This is a genomic window from Bdellovibrionales bacterium (assembly GCA_016714165.1).
Lineage (GTDB): Bacteria > Bdellovibrionota > Bdellovibrionia > Bdellovibrionales > UBA1609 > JADJVA01.
In genome coordinates, this window is record JADJNU010000001.1 from 404692 (window position 1) to 421043 (window position 16352).

The 16352-nt window shown below is 45.2% G+C and carries 12 protein-coding genes; 8 read left to right on the forward strand and 4 right to left on the reverse strand.

Annotation, left to right across the window (positions count from 1 at the left end; translation table 11 throughout):
- Window positions 1–62: 62 nt before the first annotated feature.
- The 7 genes from IPJ71_01765 to IPJ71_01795 all read left to right on the forward strand — a co-directional run bounded on the left by IPJ71_01765 (window position 63) and on the right by IPJ71_01795 (window position 11559).
- Window positions 63–2159 (forward strand): insulinase family protein, encoded by a 2097-nt coding sequence (locus IPJ71_01765; GenBank protein ID MBK7842413.1) that lies wholly within the window; start codon window positions 63–65, stop codon window positions 2157–2159.
- Between the two features lie 24 nt (window positions 2160–2183).
- Entirely contained in the window at window positions 2184–3209 is a 1026-nt protein-coding gene (locus tag IPJ71_01770) for a bifunctional methionine sulfoxide reductase B/A protein (protein ID MBK7842414.1), read from the forward strand.
- Between the two features lie 297 nt (window positions 3210–3506).
- Window positions 3507–5555 (forward strand): fibronectin type III domain-containing protein, encoded by a 2049-nt coding sequence (locus tag IPJ71_01775; protein ID MBK7842415.1) that lies wholly within the window; start codon window positions 3507–3509, stop codon window positions 5553–5555.
- A 71-nt stretch (window positions 5556–5626) separates the two neighbouring features.
- Entirely contained in the window at window positions 5627–7726 is a 2100-nt protein-coding gene (locus tag IPJ71_01780) for a hypothetical protein (GenBank protein MBK7842416.1), read from the forward strand.
- Window positions 7727–7767: 41 nt separating this feature from the next.
- The gene (locus IPJ71_01785) at window positions 7768–8460 is read left to right on the forward strand and encodes a hypothetical protein (protein MBK7842417.1); all 693 of its coding nucleotides are present in this window, start codon (window positions 7768–7770) and stop codon (window positions 8458–8460) included.
- A gap of 29 nt (window positions 8461–8489) precedes the next feature.
- Entirely contained in the window at window positions 8490–9968 is a 1479-nt protein-coding gene (locus IPJ71_01790; GenBank protein MBK7842418.1) for a hypothetical protein, read from the forward strand.
- A gap of 10 nt (window positions 9969–9978) precedes the next feature.
- The gene (locus tag IPJ71_01795; GenBank protein ID MBK7842419.1) at window positions 9979–11559 is read left to right on the forward strand and encodes a hypothetical protein; all 1581 of its coding nucleotides are present in this window, start codon (window positions 9979–9981) and stop codon (window positions 11557–11559) included.
- 59 nt (window positions 11560–11618) lie between these two features.
- Here IPJ71_01795 and IPJ71_01800 read toward each other — a convergent pair whose 3' ends face one another.
- From IPJ71_01800 to IPJ71_01810, 3 genes are all read right to left on the reverse strand, one after another.
- Window positions 11619–12230, reverse strand: coding sequence for a hypothetical protein (locus tag IPJ71_01800; GenBank protein ID MBK7842420.1), 612 nt, complete (start codon window positions 12228–12230; stop codon window positions 11619–11621).
- Window positions 12170–12991, reverse strand: coding sequence for a hypothetical protein (locus IPJ71_01805; GenBank protein ID MBK7842421.1), 822 nt, complete (start codon window positions 12989–12991; stop codon window positions 12170–12172). The genes IPJ71_01800 and IPJ71_01805 overlap by 61 nt, the downstream gene beginning before the upstream one ends.
- Before the next feature lie 123 nt (window positions 12992–13114).
- Window positions 13115–13762 carry a c-type cytochrome gene (locus IPJ71_01810; protein MBK7842422.1) on the reverse strand — a complete coding sequence of 216 codons (648 nt, stop codon included), beginning with the start codon at window positions 13760–13762 and terminating at the stop codon, window positions 13115–13117.
- A gap of 264 nt (window positions 13763–14026) precedes the next feature.
- On the opposite strand from IPJ71_01810, the gene IPJ71_01815 reads away from it, so the two are divergent.
- The gene (locus tag IPJ71_01815; protein MBK7842423.1) at window positions 14027–14443 is read left to right on the forward strand and encodes a hypothetical protein; all 417 of its coding nucleotides are present in this window, start codon (window positions 14027–14029) and stop codon (window positions 14441–14443) included.
- Between the two features lie 89 nt (window positions 14444–14532).
- On the opposite strand, the gene IPJ71_01820 is transcribed toward IPJ71_01815, so the two are convergent.
- The gene (locus tag IPJ71_01820) at window positions 14533–15939 is read right to left on the reverse strand and encodes a hypothetical protein (GenBank protein MBK7842424.1); all 1407 of its coding nucleotides are present in this window, start codon (window positions 15937–15939) and stop codon (window positions 14533–14535) included.
- Window positions 15940–16352: the final 413 nt, after the last annotated feature.

Consider the following 16352-nt stretch of genomic DNA (forward strand, 5'->3'; position numbering starts at 1 on the left):
GATGGTTTTAATCAGTGAGTCCCACAGTTGAAACGGAGTGTGATTGGGATGATGGGTAAAGAGTGAACCATGTTTTTCTTGGTACTTTTTTCTTGAGTTTCGTTTCTTTTGCTTCTCTTTTTTCCTTTGCTTCAGTTGAAGAACAAACCCAAATCCAAACCCAAATCCAAACTCAGTTCCAAACCCAATCACATTCCCATTCAGATGATCCTTATAATCAGATTGAATTCTTCGTCCTGGAGAATGGCTTAGAGGTGATCCTGTCGCCTGAATCGGCAGCTCGAACCGTGAAGGTCTATTATGAGGTTGACGTCGGCTATGGCTCCGAAGACGTCGACAACCTGGGAGTATCTCATCTTCTGGAACATGCTCTATTTAGGCATCCGGATCTTTCATCAAATATGTCTTTTCTTGATGTGATCCAAGAAAAGGGAGGACAGGGCAACGGGATCACTTCAAAACTGACAACTTCGTATTTTGCGACGGTTCCGAGCGGGAAAGTGACTTGGACAATTCAGACCTTTGCAAAAATGATGTTGGGTAGAAGAATTCAAAGAAAGGATTTGGAGAAGTCGCGTCGTGAGGTTCAATTGGAAATTGGAGAAGCCAATCCAGTGAGTTCATTTCTTGGATTCGACGCGGCCAAATGGCTGACACTTCCTTACCTTAAAGCTCCGGAATTCTATGAGTACAATTTTGGCATGGATATTGGTAAGACATCCTTTACCGAAGAAGAAAATCGATTGTCTAACCAAAAAATTAGATTGGACCAAGTTCAGGATCGCTATGATCGCTATTATTACCCCGGTAATTCTCGACTTTATGTTGCTGGAACCTTTGATCCGACGAAGATTAAGGAGATATTGCGAACTTCCTGGGGCGCCTTTTCGTCAAGTTTCAAACATGAGGTAAGGCCCGCGCAGACCCCAAGGCCGCGGGGCAAACCTCAGGTCATCCATGACATTACCTCTGACAATGTCCCAAGCCTTCAAGTTGGCACTCTGCTTTACGATTTGACCTATTTAGAAGAAGTCGCCGTCAATATATATATCAATTTCATGGCCAGTGAATTGATGAAGGAAATAAGAAATCAGAGGGGGCAAACCTATACAGTTGTTCCGCGATATTACACAGAGTCTGGAGTTGGATTTGCGAGTGTTGAGCTTGAAGCTCATCGGGCTGACTATGGAGACATTGAATCAAGAGTTCGATCGATTTTTATGAGTATTGCCGAAGGAGGACTTTCTGGTCTTGAATTTGAAAGTGCGCGTGCGGCCTATTTGAAGCAGCTCAGTTTGGTTGAATCTGACAGCGAATCTCTTTATTCACTTTCTGCGGCCTGGAGAGAATTGCGAAACCGTTACGGAAGGGATATTATTTCCCCTTACGCCATGGCTCGGGATTTGACAACTGAGCAAATGAATGAAGCCTTAAAAAAGCATTTCCAACCGCAGCGTCGTCTCGAGATATTAGATTCATCTAATCTTTTTTTTCGATACGATGATTGGGTGTTTGGATTTTTAATTTTTCTCATCGGCTTGTCCGTCATGAGGTGGATCACCTTGAAACCATTCAACCACAGTGAGGTGAGATGGGTTCGGAAGGTTCGATATCCTGGCTTAAAATTGGTTGAGCTCTCTGCTCTGGCTCTCTCTGCCTTTATGTTTGATCATGCGAAATATGTTCTGGAACAGATAATTCCAGAATTGATTGATCTGCGTCAGGTGATGATCTTCAACGGATACCTTTTGCCCTGGACGGAATCTTTGACGGTCGTTGTGATTCTGATTGCCACGTTTAGCGCCTATCCGCGAAAGTTGATGGTGGTGAATCATTCCTTGCTTGTGAAAAGTTTGACGTTTTATTCCTATCGCATTGCGTTTGAGGATATCGAACGAGTTGAAGCGATCTTCTATTTGAAGCACATTATGTCTTGGAAAAACCTCAGAGAATTGGGTTGGCGACACTATATCTTTCATCCATTTGTATGGGAACCGGCTCTTTTGGTTCGGACAAAGAAGAAGTCCTACGTTTTTAGTATTAAAAAGGGGAATGAAGCGGCAGGGGAATTGAGAGAACTTCTCGACGATTTTAAAAAGATTGGTTTAATCGAACATCGGTCAGTACTTTTCCCTCTGCCTCAAGTGAAGCATCGTTAGGCAATATAGCAAGGATGGGGCGCAATGAAATTATTTTTTTTAGTGATTCTTTTTGGAATTTCAACTAATTCATGGGGAGCTGAAGCGGGAGGTCGAGTGACCAAAGGAAAATACAAAGAAGTTCCATCCAAGGAAGAATTGAAAAAGCGCCTGACTCCTGAACAATATTTTGTCACGCAAGAGGACGGAACGGAAAAGCCGTTTGTGAATGCCTATTGGAATAAGAAGGATGATGGGATTTATGTTGATGTCGTAACGGGTGAACCCTTGTTTAGCTCCCTCAATAAATATGATTCTGGGACCGGTTGGCCCAGTTTTGATCGACCTCTGGTCGATTCAGACATCGTCAAAAAGGAGGATCGCAAATTCTTTTCGAAAAGAACAGAGGTTCGATCGAAATACGCAAATTCTCATCTTGGTCATGTGTTCGATGATGGTCCTGCGACCACAGGTCTTCGCTATTGTATCAATTCGGCGTCTCTCAGATTTGTATCGATCGAAAAAATGAAAGAGGAGGGCTACGGGGAGTTTTTGTTTCTATTTGCCGAAAAAAGGGCTTGGAAACTGGCGACCTTAGCTGGGGGATGTTTTTGGGGGGTAGAAGAGTTGATTCGAAAAATCCCAGGAGTCATTGAAACCCAGGTGGGATACAGTGGGGGTGAGGTGAAAGATCCCATTTATGATATCGTAAAATTGGGCAAGAGCAATCACGCTGAGGCCGTTCAAATTTTGTTTGATCCAAAAAAGCTAAGTTATGAAGAAATTTTACTTCAGTTCTTCAAAATTCATGATCCAACGACCTTAAATCAACAGGGCAATGACAAGGGAACACAGTATCGTTCTGCGATTTTCTACGCTGATGGTGAACAGAAGAAAATAGCTGAGGCGGTAAAGTCGCGAGTTGATAAATCTGGAAAATGGAAAAATACCATTGTGACTCAAATTATTCCGTATAAAGAATTTTGGCGCGCCGAAGATGAGCATCAGAAATTTTTGTATAAGAATCCCCAAGGCTACACTTGCCACTTTGTTCGAAATATCAGTTTTTGATTTTCGAAATAAACGTATCATAACGGGCACACGAGAGAATCAAATTCTCGTTTCGAGTCAAAATATAAAATGGGAAATGTCGGGCAAACTTACACTGACTAAAAACTGTCACATGAGGAGGCATTAGACAAGTGTCCAGTCGGCATACGCCGTGCAATAGGTTAAGATGGAACTGAGCGGGTTAATCAGTTAAGGGGGAGCGGCGTGGTGATCAGAAAATGGCCCAATATATTTAGAGATAGGGTAAAAAATCAGTGGCTCAAATATCGATCAAGTCGGCTACAGAAGCATACGCTTATGGTCTCATTAACTTTGTTGATCGTCTTATTTCAGAATTGTGATCCCGCCGGAGTTCCTAACGGAAGCGCCCCAAATGGTGATGGATTTGTCGATAATGCGAGCGGAAATGGCAATAATCCATCCGGAGGAGGAAGCACTCCACCACCTCCTGGAGGAGGCGGCACACCACCTCCTGGAGGCGGCACACCGCCCCCTGTTGTAACGGGAAACCCTCCCCCACCCAATCCAGCGGGAATTAATTTAACAGCAAATACAGTTAATAGCATTTCCTTGAACTGGACTCCGGGAGGAGGAAGCACTGTCGGATATCGCGTGGCGTATCAAGAAGGAACAACAGCTCCGGCAAGCTGCGGGACCGGCACAGTGCTTTCAGTCAATTCCACGGTCAGCTTAATTGCCAATCTAACTAGGGCTTGGCAATACTCTTTTCGAATTTGTGCTGTAAATGGTAACACCACTCCAGACATGTCTTCTGGAATTACCTATACGACCGGAACAAGGTGCTTTCAAAATCCAGCTCCGACAATTGTGCAGGATACTTTTGCCAGCTTTTCCTTTCCGATGGGAATGGGGCCGCTCTCAGGTACAGCTTCGAATATTCCGCAGGTAGCTGTGACGGGAACAAATGCTGGGGGACCATACGATCTAAATCAGACTTATTCGCTTCGATGTACAACTTCGGTCAATAATATTATCGACGTAGATTGCGCAGATAACAACGGAACCAATTTCAATAATAATGCGGCAAGTATCCGATTTCAGCAGCCTGCGAACAGTCAGTGTCAACCGACAGGTCCGGTCACAGTGACAATGGTCGCTCGAGATGAGTGCGGTGCTGAGTCGCCTGCAAAAACAATTGTGGTAAATGTGACAAACGAGTGTCTTCCGGAGACAAAAATTGCTGCTGTAGAAAAAGCACAAAATGATCAATTTGGAAGTCAGGTGGCGATTGACGGTGACTACGCGGTTGTCGTTGAGACTGGTGACAGTGAGGGCGGTGACGGGGCCGGAGCTGCGAATGTCTTTTTTTACAATGGTACGAGCTGGATTTTTCAGCAAAAATTGATTCCTACAGAGGCCGCGATGAGTGATAACATGAAGAGTGTTGCCATCAGCGGAAGTAGAATCGTGTTGGGAAGTCCCTATCATCCCACCGCCGGAGTTGGAGCCGTCTTTGTTTTCGATCGATCTGGCTCTACTTGGACACAAACTGCGAAGATCACTCCTTCTCAACCCAATGTGCAGGATGTTGGAGACCTTTTTGGGTACTCCGTGGCTCTTTCGGGAAATCAGCTTGTGGTCGGAGCACCTTGGGACAACAATGTTGAAACAGCGGGATCAAAATTGGCCTATGCGGGAGCGGTTTATGTCTACAACCTATCAGGTGGAGCCTGGGTTCAAGATGGAAGCAAAGTTGTCGTTAGTGGCAATACCGGACGCAATGAATTTGGAGCGAGCGTTGCCATAGGATCCGATTACATTGTGGTCGGCGCACCTCACAATGAGACCTTCAAGGCAAATGGCAATGGCAAAGCCTACGTGCTGAAAAAGCCTGCCGCCAATTGGACAGTTTCTCAGACTTTAGAGTCTTCAAATAAAAAGGCTGGAGACATGTTTGGAATTTCCGTGAAGACTGATGGGGTGCGGATCGCTGTTGGGGCCATCTTTGCCACAGGTCGGTCTGGTCAAACTTCGTCGGGAGCCGCGTACATCTTTGAGAATACTGGAACCTGGGTTCAAACCGCAGCAATAGGCGCAAGCGACGTGGCAAATGGAGATCGTTTTGGAGCTTCAATTGCTCTAGCTGGAGATGATCTGCTGATTGGTTCTTACTGGGATGACTCAAAAACAGGAGCTGCTTATCACTATCGACGCAGCGGAGCCAATTGGACTCAGACTTTCAAAATTATGTCACGTGATAGAGCTTTAAACGATGAGTTCGGTGGTTCTGTTGCCATGTCTAATCGTCGAGCTATTTGTGGAAGTCGTTTGGATGATGGATCGGCTGAAAACATTGGAGCAGCCTACATTGTCAATCTGAAGTGATTTATTGGAGCGCTGGGCGCTAAGGAATGTTTCGAGTGCACAGTTGTTTTGGGAACAAGAGGGGTAAGAGGATGAGTCAAAGGAATATCAAATTGAAAAGTAGCCAAATAATATTAGGCCTATCTTTCGCATTTTTGCCATTGACTTCGTTTGGACTGGCTATTGATGGCACAGAGGAGTTTCCAGGGCAGCGGGCCGGAATCGTGGCTCTTTATGAATTCAATGATACAACAGGTCCTGTTCTTGATACTTCCGGCGTGGGAACCCCTTTGAATTTAACGATTGATTCTGCCACAGCCGTCATTCGTTCTGGAGGTGCTCTTGATATTGAATCTCCAACCTTGATCCATTCAGGTGGACCGGCCACAAAAATCGTTAATGCCTGCAAAGCATCCAATGAATTGACTATTGAAGCCTGGATTGAGAACAATCAGGATCGTCCGCCCCGCCCGAAGCCTGTCAGAATTGTCACGCTCTCAAACAAGGCAGGAAATGCCGCGGATCAGCTCTCATCCACCAATCGAAATTTTTTCTTAGGGCAGGACTATATAGATTCAAATCGATTTCATGCCGTTGTCAGAACCTCTGGGAGTCGCGATGGAGCAGAAGTTATCACTGAACAAGGAGTTTCTGCTTTTAAGAAACTTCAACACGTCTTTTTCTCTCGCGATGCTTCTGGCGTCACCCGTCTCTATGTGAGCGATGAGTATGGGGTCAATATATTGCGCGAGACAGTTCTGAGCAATGAGACAAGGGGCACTTTTGCCAATTGGGACAATGGAATGATATTGGGTATTGGAAATGAGATTTCATATCTTGATCCCGCTGCACGTGCTGATGCAGTTGAAACGAAATTCAAAACAGAAGAGAGAGCTTGGCTTGGGAAGATTCATCTTCTAGCTATATATTGTCGCGCACTCACACCTAAGGACATCAGCGGAGATGCGGCACCTGGTAATAAGGTTTATCCTGCTTACAAGCCCGTGCCTGGAGATCCCATTACTGAAGGTCGAAAAAAGGCGATTTTGCTCTATAAGCGGCTGGCTGGGGTGAGTACTTCAATAGATAATCCAGTTGTAAGGGAGATGGGTCAAAGGATAGATGCTCAAGACATGATTGGCGCGGCTGATTTGGCCTCTCAAGAAGCTGATTTCTATAATATTACAGTGCGTGATTTTGCTGGCCGAATGTCAACACGCGATGAAACAGTCAATGCTCCTTTGAGCGACTTTGTTGCAACGGTGATTGGTGTCACTCGCGATGATATCAATGCTAAACAATTGTTGACAGGTAACTTCACCTATCAGGGGGACCCTCGTAAGGCGGCCGTCGTCCGCAATACTTTGAGCGATATTGTTGTTTCCAACAATCATTATGATGCCCTTTCGAGCGGAAATTTTGATTTAAAAAGAGTCTTGGTTAAAGTCGATGGACAAAAGATTTACAATGGCGCCGGAGGAGTTGTAGACAATCCTGATCCAGCTGGGATTTTGACAAGTCGGGCTTTTCTCCAAGCGCATGCATCGGCAGGAACCAATCGACGAATCATCCAGTATTCATTTAAGATTTTTCTCTGCAATGATATTGAAGGATGGGCTGATTCCAAGCAGTCCGATAACTGGGTCGGGCGTGATGTCGATCGTTTTCCAGGCGGGGATACCGCCCAGTATTCCTCCAAATGTGCCGCTTGTCACAGTGTGATGGATTCCCTGAGAAATGCTTTTGCTCGCTACGATTTTTCAAATGATGTGATTAAATACGCATCTATCATGCCTGATGGCGATGGCGACGATCGGGATTCGATGGAGGAAAGCCCATCGGGAATTTCAGCTAAAATGAATCGCAATGCAGATACCTTTCCTGGTGGATTTCAATCGAGCGGAGACAGCTTTATAAACTACCTTCGGTCCGGTGCCAATAGTTCCTATTTTGGTTGGGGATCGAAAGTGTCTGGTTCTGGAGCCTCAGAATTTGGTTTGATGTTAAGTGAATCAAGTGCATATCCGCGTTGCCTGGCCCGCAGAGTTTTCCGCTCAGTGTGCAAGCGCGATCCAGTGAGCTTTGAAGAGGACATGTTAAAAAATGCGGCTAAATCCTTTACGGAAGCGAATTACAGTCTCAGAGAATTGTTTAAGCGCATTGCGATCAGCAGAGAGTGTTTGGGTCAATAGTTGAAGATTAATTATTAATTGAATGAACAGGGGAGAATAGAATGTCTGTGAAAATAAAAGGAAAAATGAGAATTTTCTCGGTGGTGATAGGACTCTTCATGACGATGGTATTTGTCGGTCACGGTTGCAGTGACCTTCTCGGAAGAAGTTCAAAAAAAGATTCAGCATCAAATGGACCCGCCAGTGATGAAAACCAGGATTTCGAGGTGATTCCAGGCGAGAGAACCGTATCAACCGTTTATGCGAAGCAAATATTGGACAATATGACTTCCTGCTCAGGGATTGGAACACCTAGCGTTGCGACTGTTCAGGAATGGACTCAGCGTTTAGGTACCATTTCAGAATATGGCTATGCGACTTCGATTTCAGGTCCAATGATGATGGGGATCGTCGCCATTGCTGGTGAGATTTGTAACGACTTAGTTTCTTTGGAAACGCCCAAACCAGATGTGCAAAGAATTATCTTCGATGGAATTGATTTTACTCGTGGACCTTCTTCGGTATCAAGTGGCGCGATTCGCTTAGTTGTCAACCGACTAGCCCGAAGTTGCTGGCAGCGTGACAATTTGACTAGTCCTGGCCCGCAGGGAGAGCCCAGTGAGACAGATATAATTGATAGTGCCTATCAAGATATTGTTCAGGCTGGCGCAGCCGATACTCCAGCCCAAACCAGAGCTGGCATGTTGGCAGTGTGCACGGGCATGTTATCTAGTTTGAGCGCAGTTGAATTTTAAAAATTGAAAAATGAAAGTTGAGGAAGTTTATGAGCAAATTGAGCAAAAAAGACAAATTTAAGATCCTTGAAATGGAAGAAAGAAACCCAGAGTTAAAGGAACGAAATACCGTTTCTCGAAACTATGTTCAGCAGCATGGAAAGCCAATTTCGCGAAGGGAACTCTTGGCTTCGGGAATGATGCATTTTGGAGCTGCGATGACTTTGCCTTCCATCTATAACGTGTTGGCAAACAATGGCGTAGCCCAAGCGGCCGATTTAGTTTGTTCCAAGGGAGGCAATACCGATCTTGCTGCTCTCGTTACTCTCAGTTTGTCGGGTGGAGCGGGCTTGTCGGGAAATTGGGTTCCTCACGATGCCGGCGGACAATTGCTGCCATCATATAATCGTTTGGGCATGGGAGCGACTTCCCAGCTGAATGTAGACCGCAGTGAATTTGGCGGTGGACCTTTTGTAGCGACGAGCCAACTCTTGGCCGGCATTCGAACAACGTCTACTCCCGGAACAAGGGATAAAACATCATTTGTTGGAGTTTGTGTCACATCTCAAGATGACTCAAGCAACAACAAGTTTGACGTAACTGGAATGGCAGCCAAATCTGGACTCGAGGGAAGTCTCCTGAAAAACTTAGGCACCCAGCAAACCGAAACTGGAACAAAGCATGCTTATGCTTTTGTACAGCCTCCGACTCCGCTTGTTGTGAGCCAATACAATGACATCACGAGTGCTCTGGGAGTAGCGGGAAGCCTGAATGCGCTAAGTACGACACAGAAAAGCCGTCTTTTCAAGATGGTTGAAGATTTGAGCACCACTCAGGCCCGCCAGATTTCTCAGTATACTGGTGGAAGTAAATTGGGTGATTTGATTAGGTGTGCGACTGGTCAAAATAAGGAGCTCATGAGCAATTCAGATCCTGGTACCAGCCCTCTTAACAACGCGGCTATCGCTGGGGTTTGGGGATTAAATGCCAATACAGCGACTAACAATAGGGACTTTGTTTTTGGAGCGATGGTTTACAATGCGCTCAAAGGTAATTGTGGATCAGTCAACCTAGAGCTTGGTGGCTATGACTATCATGGCAATCCACGTGCGACCACTGATGGGCGTGATCTTCAGGCAGGTCAAGTCATCGGTCGGATATTGGAGTCGTTTGCGGCGATGGGCAAACCAGGAATGGTCTATGTTTGTTCGGATGGAGCAGTGGGTTCTGTCGTATCTGATACTTCCAGCGCGCAGTTTACCAGTGATCGCGGTGGGGGCGGCAGTGCCTTGATGTTTGCCTATCATCCTACTGGACGCCCTGTAACGAGTGCTTTTCAGTTAGGTCACTTCACAGAGGGACAGCAGGCCAACGATCGCCACTTTGTTGGGGGAAGCCCTCAGGTTGCTGCGGCCTCCGTGTTTGCAAATTACCTCTCTCTCAGTGGTCGACTGAACTTATTTGACACAAGGTTATTGACCAACGAACAACTGAATGAAGCTGTTAAAATTTTCAAACCAGTAGGGTGAGATTATGTGGATGAAGGGACGTATACTTTTGGTCATTGCGGTAATTGGAGTTCTACCTCTGTTCTACAACAATTGCTCTCCTTCTCATGATAACTCTGAGAGCGCTAGCTCTCAGGGTAAGAACGGTTGTAGCGACATGTCGGAATTGTTTAGCCGAACCTACCATCCCTTCGTTAAGCAACATTGCGCCACCTGCCATGTTCCAGGTGGGCTTGGAAAGGGCACCTTTGCAGATTCCAATCTGACTGTTGCCTGGCGCTCGTTTGAAGTAACAGGTTTTTCCAAAATATCAGAATATTCCGTAAATCCCTCACATCAATCTCCTTATACAGGTCCACAGCATGAAGCCGAGATATCTCAACTTCGTGAAACTTGGGTAAAGGGGATTGAGGAGGCAGAGCGAAACTGCAAGGATGGCGTCCCAATTGATGAGACAGAGGACAAGGCCCCACGCATTCGCACAAAGAGCAAGGGGATCAATGCTAATTTTGCTACAGGTCAGGCCGTGACTTTGACTTGGGGTCTTGATCGGGAGCTGATTGCCGACGAGGGAATGACTTTACCCACATTGCCCGGGGCATTATTTGAAGTTAAGGTCAGCGTGCAAGATGTGTTAGGAATAAAGTCCTATCTTATTTCAGAGCCGCGAATCCGTGGTTCTTCGGTAGATATCGAAGTGAAGAGCATTCGATTTACAGTCAATGGTAAAAGCCTTGCTGGCAATCTGACTTTTAATGCCGTAAACGAGGCCGTCAGGGCAGGAACGAATGTCTTGCTGTCAGCTGGAACCAATGTTGCTCCAATTAAAGTGAGTTATTCGGATGTCATCGCAGTGTCTTTCGGAAGTCTTGAAATTCCATCGGAACCGATTCCTCCTCCGTCTGCAGGTCCGCAGGTTTCATTTTCAGTGGCAACTTCATCTGTTGTCGAGTCGGCCGGCCTGGCGACGGTGAGAGTGAATCTGTCGCAGCCGTCAGCGAAGTATATCACGGTCACGATTCGTGTGAATGGCCAGACAACATCTTCAGCGCTTTGCTGTATCGATAATTTTACAAATGAGGAGCAGGAAAATATCAGTATCAATCGCTTCGATTGGGACTACAAAGTGAAGAATTATTCAGTTGTCATCCCTCCGGGTGAGACTTTCAAGAATTTTGAGATTGATATTGCAAATGATCAGAGAGACGAGGGAGCTAGCGAAGCCTTGGTGCTTGATTTAGATGCGATTGGCACTGTTAATGCGGTAGTGGGATCGGTTGCCCGTCATACCTTAACGCTGCAAGATGATGACGATCCTTATGATGGAGCAGCATTAACCATGACTCAGCTTTTGCGTCCAGGAGGAATTCTTTACGTGAATTGCCTGGGCTGTCATAATTCGCTAGATAATGAAGGGGGATATGACATCACGGATTGGCAGAGTCTAATTGATAATCGTATTCTGATACCCTATGACGTCAACAGCAAGGCTTTTGTGAGAATGAATAGCAAGCTTGCGGGTTTGCCTCCCATGCCATTTACGGGCTTGCTTGAAACAGAGAAGAGAAGGGCTGTGCAGGATTGGATTATGGCTGGAGCACAAAATAACTAGTTAAGAAATTCAGAAAAAACAGAGCAGACAAAGCGAGTGAAAAACTCGCTTCTGTTCAATTAGCGCGATTGGACCGCCTCTTCATACAATCTGGTAAGAAAATAGAGAAGTGATTCGATGGCCATCTCCTTGGTCATTTTGTAGTGTGCGGCCATTAATTGAGAAACTTCATTGATACTTCTGTGACCATCGATTGCCGTGAGAACTTCGAATTGAAATCGACTCTGGTTTGAAACTGTATCAAAAAAACCCTCTTTTGGAATAGGTAGGTCATGATTTTCTAACCAGGAAGGAAGATAAGAATACTTTCCTGGATCCTTTCCTTTTCTTTTTTTGCACGCCCTGAAGGCCCATATTTTTTCTTGCCGCCAGTGACCGCTATGAGGAGACTGAAGATAAGGTAGAGTTCTTTCTTGCCACTCAAGAAGATCGAATCCGGCATTCGTTAGCAAATCCTGGATTTCGGTGGGAGAATAGTGAATGGAATCAGGGCCATATCCAAAGCCAAGAGGGCCCAGGTTAATCCATTCCCCCTTCATTTTAAGCGAGTAGTTCATCCGACGTGCAAGCATTTTCAGATCAATGGGAACGATATCCACAAACCAGGGTGTCAAGATGGCCTCCAGGGATTCTCTTTTACGGGTAAATTGAGAGCATCGGCAAAAAGAAATGAGAGGTTACCAGCCTGGCCAAGCGGATTTCTGAGAGTCTGCAGAGCACATGTGGCTTCAAGTGAGACAGGTGAAATGGGAAACTCAAAAAAATCCAGCGTTTTTTGGCGTTGCATAGCTTGAGCAGTGAACATTAACAAAGGGTTGATATCGACAGATGTGAGATTCCAGTTTGGGTGTTGGTGGGCCAATTCAAAGGCAAGTCTCCCAGCGCCTCCGCCAAGGATAACGAGTTGGTTCCATAAGGATTGGCCTGATGGGGTTATTGAGTCAAAAACCTGTATGGTCTCTGTGAGCTCATTGTTTTCCCACGCCCAGTCTCGAAATAAAAGATCCAGATAAGTGCGAGGTCCTTGCTTCGTTGGCATTTTATTGGGAGTCTCTGATGCAGTCGATCGCTGATCAAGCTGAGCTTGGTTATTAAAAAGCGGATCCAACAATGAAGTCATTTGGTGAAGGTTGTGTTCCATGCCCTTTTCCATGAGTTCAAGACGTCTTCTCGTTGAGACCTGAAGATCGACACTTCGCAATTGGGTATTTAGCGAAGATATTCTTTGTCTGAGATAAGAAAGATAAGAACCGCATTTGCTCATCCACTGTATTCGAACCGATTCGGGTGAGGAAAAAAGCCACGGAATTTCGTTGAGAGAAGGAAAGACACTTGAGCAAGAAACGCATTGCCAAGCGCTTCCCTTTGTCAGATCTAGTTCGCTTGAGCAACTGGGGCAAACGAGGGATAGATAAAATGAGGACACGTCCACAGGAGGCTCCTTCGACCGGTTGATCGACTTTGAAGGCCGGAATTTGGCTCTTGAAACTAGATTAAAAATAGACTGCCACTTGGGCAATCCAAATCTGTGTCAAAATGGGATATAAAGAAAAAACTAGATGCTTCCAAGGTAGGTTGCGATGGCTTGAATTTGAGTGGCGTTAAGCTGGCCGCCAAGGCCCATCATCGTTGGAACAGACCCTATTGCGTTGGTTATTTGAGCGGCTGTGCGGCCTCGTTTGGTGCTTGCAGCGCCAACACCATGACAAGAGGAGCAATAGGTATTGTAGAGGACTGTTCCCGAGGGGGCCGTTGGAGGGGGAGGTGGAGTTCCACCAGGGGTGCCTGGATTGTCAGGCGTCGCCAGGGGGTTTCCGCCTCCAAGAACTATGATCCAGTCTCGGACGAGGCCGGTTTCTGAGGATGAGAGTGGTGACTGACCTTTTGGCATTGATCCATCAATGATGCTGGTGAAAATTGGGGAGTTTTGGGGGGAGCCTGGCAGGATCCAGCCATTTGTTGTCATGCCATCAATATTCAATATATCCGGTATTGGTGTTATTTGTGTCGAAGTGGGACTGTGGCAGCTCGAGCATTTGTTTTGAAGAACGCTTAAGGCCCCGGTCGTAATGCGTTCGCTGCTCAGCGAGGTTTCATCGACCTTTTCCTCAGAATCATGTTTGGACATGCAATTTTGGAAAGACAAAATGATCAAGGTCAAAGAAAAGATCCAGGTGTATTTTGATCTGACAAATTTGCCCATTCTGCAATCTCCCCTGATTCAAAAATTTCATCTCTTCTGTTGCCGAAAATATCTGTGACAATTCCAGTATGAGTGACAAAGAGGTCATTCCAAAGCCGCTAAATTCAGGCTTGTTCAGGGTGAGACACATTTCTCGTAGATAGTACTTTTGAGACAGTGGAGTTCAATCTGCTGCAACAATTGTTTAGGACGTAGACACGAGTGCGGATATTACTGGCTCTATTTACTTGTGGAAATTCACTCGTCAGTCTGCGATAATGAGGCATGAGAAAGCCGTCGCAAAAATGGGTTAGGATTTTTTCATTTATTTTCTTTTCAAGCGCAGTGGTCGGTTTATTTCAAAATTGCGCAAAATCGAATTCGCAAAAAAGCCAGGAACTTGCCTCGGGTGAGGCTGATGTCGGACCAATGTGTGGAATTGAAGGGTTCACCTACCTTCATAAGAATTACTTTCTCGTTCACTGTTCAAGTTGTCATGCCAAGTCGGGGTTTGCTTTTCCGGCCTTTGCCGATGCGGATGTAACGTCCTCTTTTCAATGGGCCACTTCAATTTCTGCGAACTCTCTTTGGGCCTCATCCACCAATAATAAGTTTTGTGGTGAAGAGTGCAGCCTCAAGCCATCCGATCCGCTTTATGGTCAATTGGAGACTTGGCTAAAGAGTGAAAATTCTTGCGATTGAGTTATCTGGTTGATTGGTGCAAGATACGTGGAGTTCTGAATTAACAATTAACAATTAACAATTAACAATTAACGCTTTTGATCTCTTTCTCAAAATTTTAATAACCGCTGTAAAAAGCATGCTTTGTTGTCTGAGAAACTTATGTTCTTACGATGAGTAAGGAGTTCAATCGCCTGATTCAATTCAATCTTCGAAATGTGCTCAATGTTTTTGTGACTCCCATCTGTTTCGTTAAACCAATGCCAGAGAACGCCCCCCTCTTTTTGAGGATCCAAATTATCCAGTTTTTCTGTCTTCAAAATTGACTCAGAAACTTTGGTTTTCAGGCCCAGGCCAAAAGGTGATGATTTTTCAACTGTCAAATATTTAAGGCGATACATTTTATTGGACAAATTCCCATCTTTGTTCAAATCATCAATGCCATCTAAGGACAAGGGAAGTACCACCAAGTTGGTATTGTCAGAAAATGACAGTTTAAAAAAAGACAGAGCCCATTCGAGGTCTTCCTTAATTCCCGAATACAAATCCAATATTTGGCAATTCGAAGCGATGAGGATAGACTTAGCATCTGTGTTGCGCTGAACATAAGTTGAGAGATTGTACGGAAAGGAGTTCGTTAGGAAATTGGTCGCCATTTCCTCTGGTGGCCAATTGCTGTTCAAAGTGATGAATTCTTTACGAGATGCTATCTCTCCAGATTGTTCCACTGTAGATTGCCCTCTTTCGTCAGGCTGAGTTCTGCGCAGGAAGCTTCCTTCGCAGATATCGTGCTTTGAAAAAAACTTGCGCAACCTCAACTGGATACTTCCGTAGTCTGGAACAAAAAAGCCGTTCCCGTTGTCTTCTAGGTCGGAAAAATCCAGGAATTTTGGAAAGGAAAGAACTCTTTCCAGGAGAAAGCCTCTTTCTTTATGGTCCATTGCCTGATTGCCGAACTCATGAATTTTCAATCCAATGCTAGATATTTTACTTTGGCCGCTATTTTTTTGAATTCTCTCAGTCTCAATTGCACAATCGACTTCAATTTTCATTTTGGACAACTCACAGCTTTTTCGGCTTAATTCAAAATTGAGTATGTCTAGAAACCATTTCCAGTATGCTGTTGATCTGATTTCTTTCGGACACTGATCCCAAACAACGCCAAACCGCGGACTTTGAATTAATTCAGATCGGGGATTCTTCTCGTCGGTCTTGCCAGTTAAAATAGAATGCATTGATGCGGTTGAGAGCTCAGCAGTTTCAGGGGAGTTCCAAAGACCAAGCTCCTTGAGACGCTCACTCACGAGCACACAAGGATTACTTTCGTCTGGGATACCTGAGGGGTTGAGATGAAATCCGATGCAAAATCGATTGAAGGAATTGAGAATTTCAATTTGAGTTTCTCTTAAAGCGTCTTGGCTTAATTGAACAAAAGGCAAATCTCGCGAATTTGGATAAATCTTCCTACTTTCCTGAGCACAGCGTTCAGTTAGGTTTTCTTCTGGTTGCTGAGGCACGCACACTTCGCCAAAAATTTTTCCACAGCGAAAAGAAGAGAAGCTTTTGTCACAGTCTCTGCCCCTCAAAGGACACTTTTTTGAATCCGCGCTGGCCCTCGTCACTCCGCCAATCCAACAGGTATGTGTGGTTTCAATTCGACTAGGCTGCCTTTCGAATCCTAAAGCGACAAGTTCCAAAGCCATGAAACCTAGGATAAGGCAAGATGAGAGAGCGAAGCGAAAATGAAATACACGAGTAAGCTTTAATTTCCGTCTGAGAAATCCGAAAAATAGGCGAAATGGCAGAAGAAATGGGCGTTGAGACATAATGATGGCGATACTAGCACAAAATAAATCCCATCGGATTCCTGATTGAAAATTATATAGAGTTAAAAGAGGGATTTTTTTTCAAGGAAATGAGCCCTCCGCAC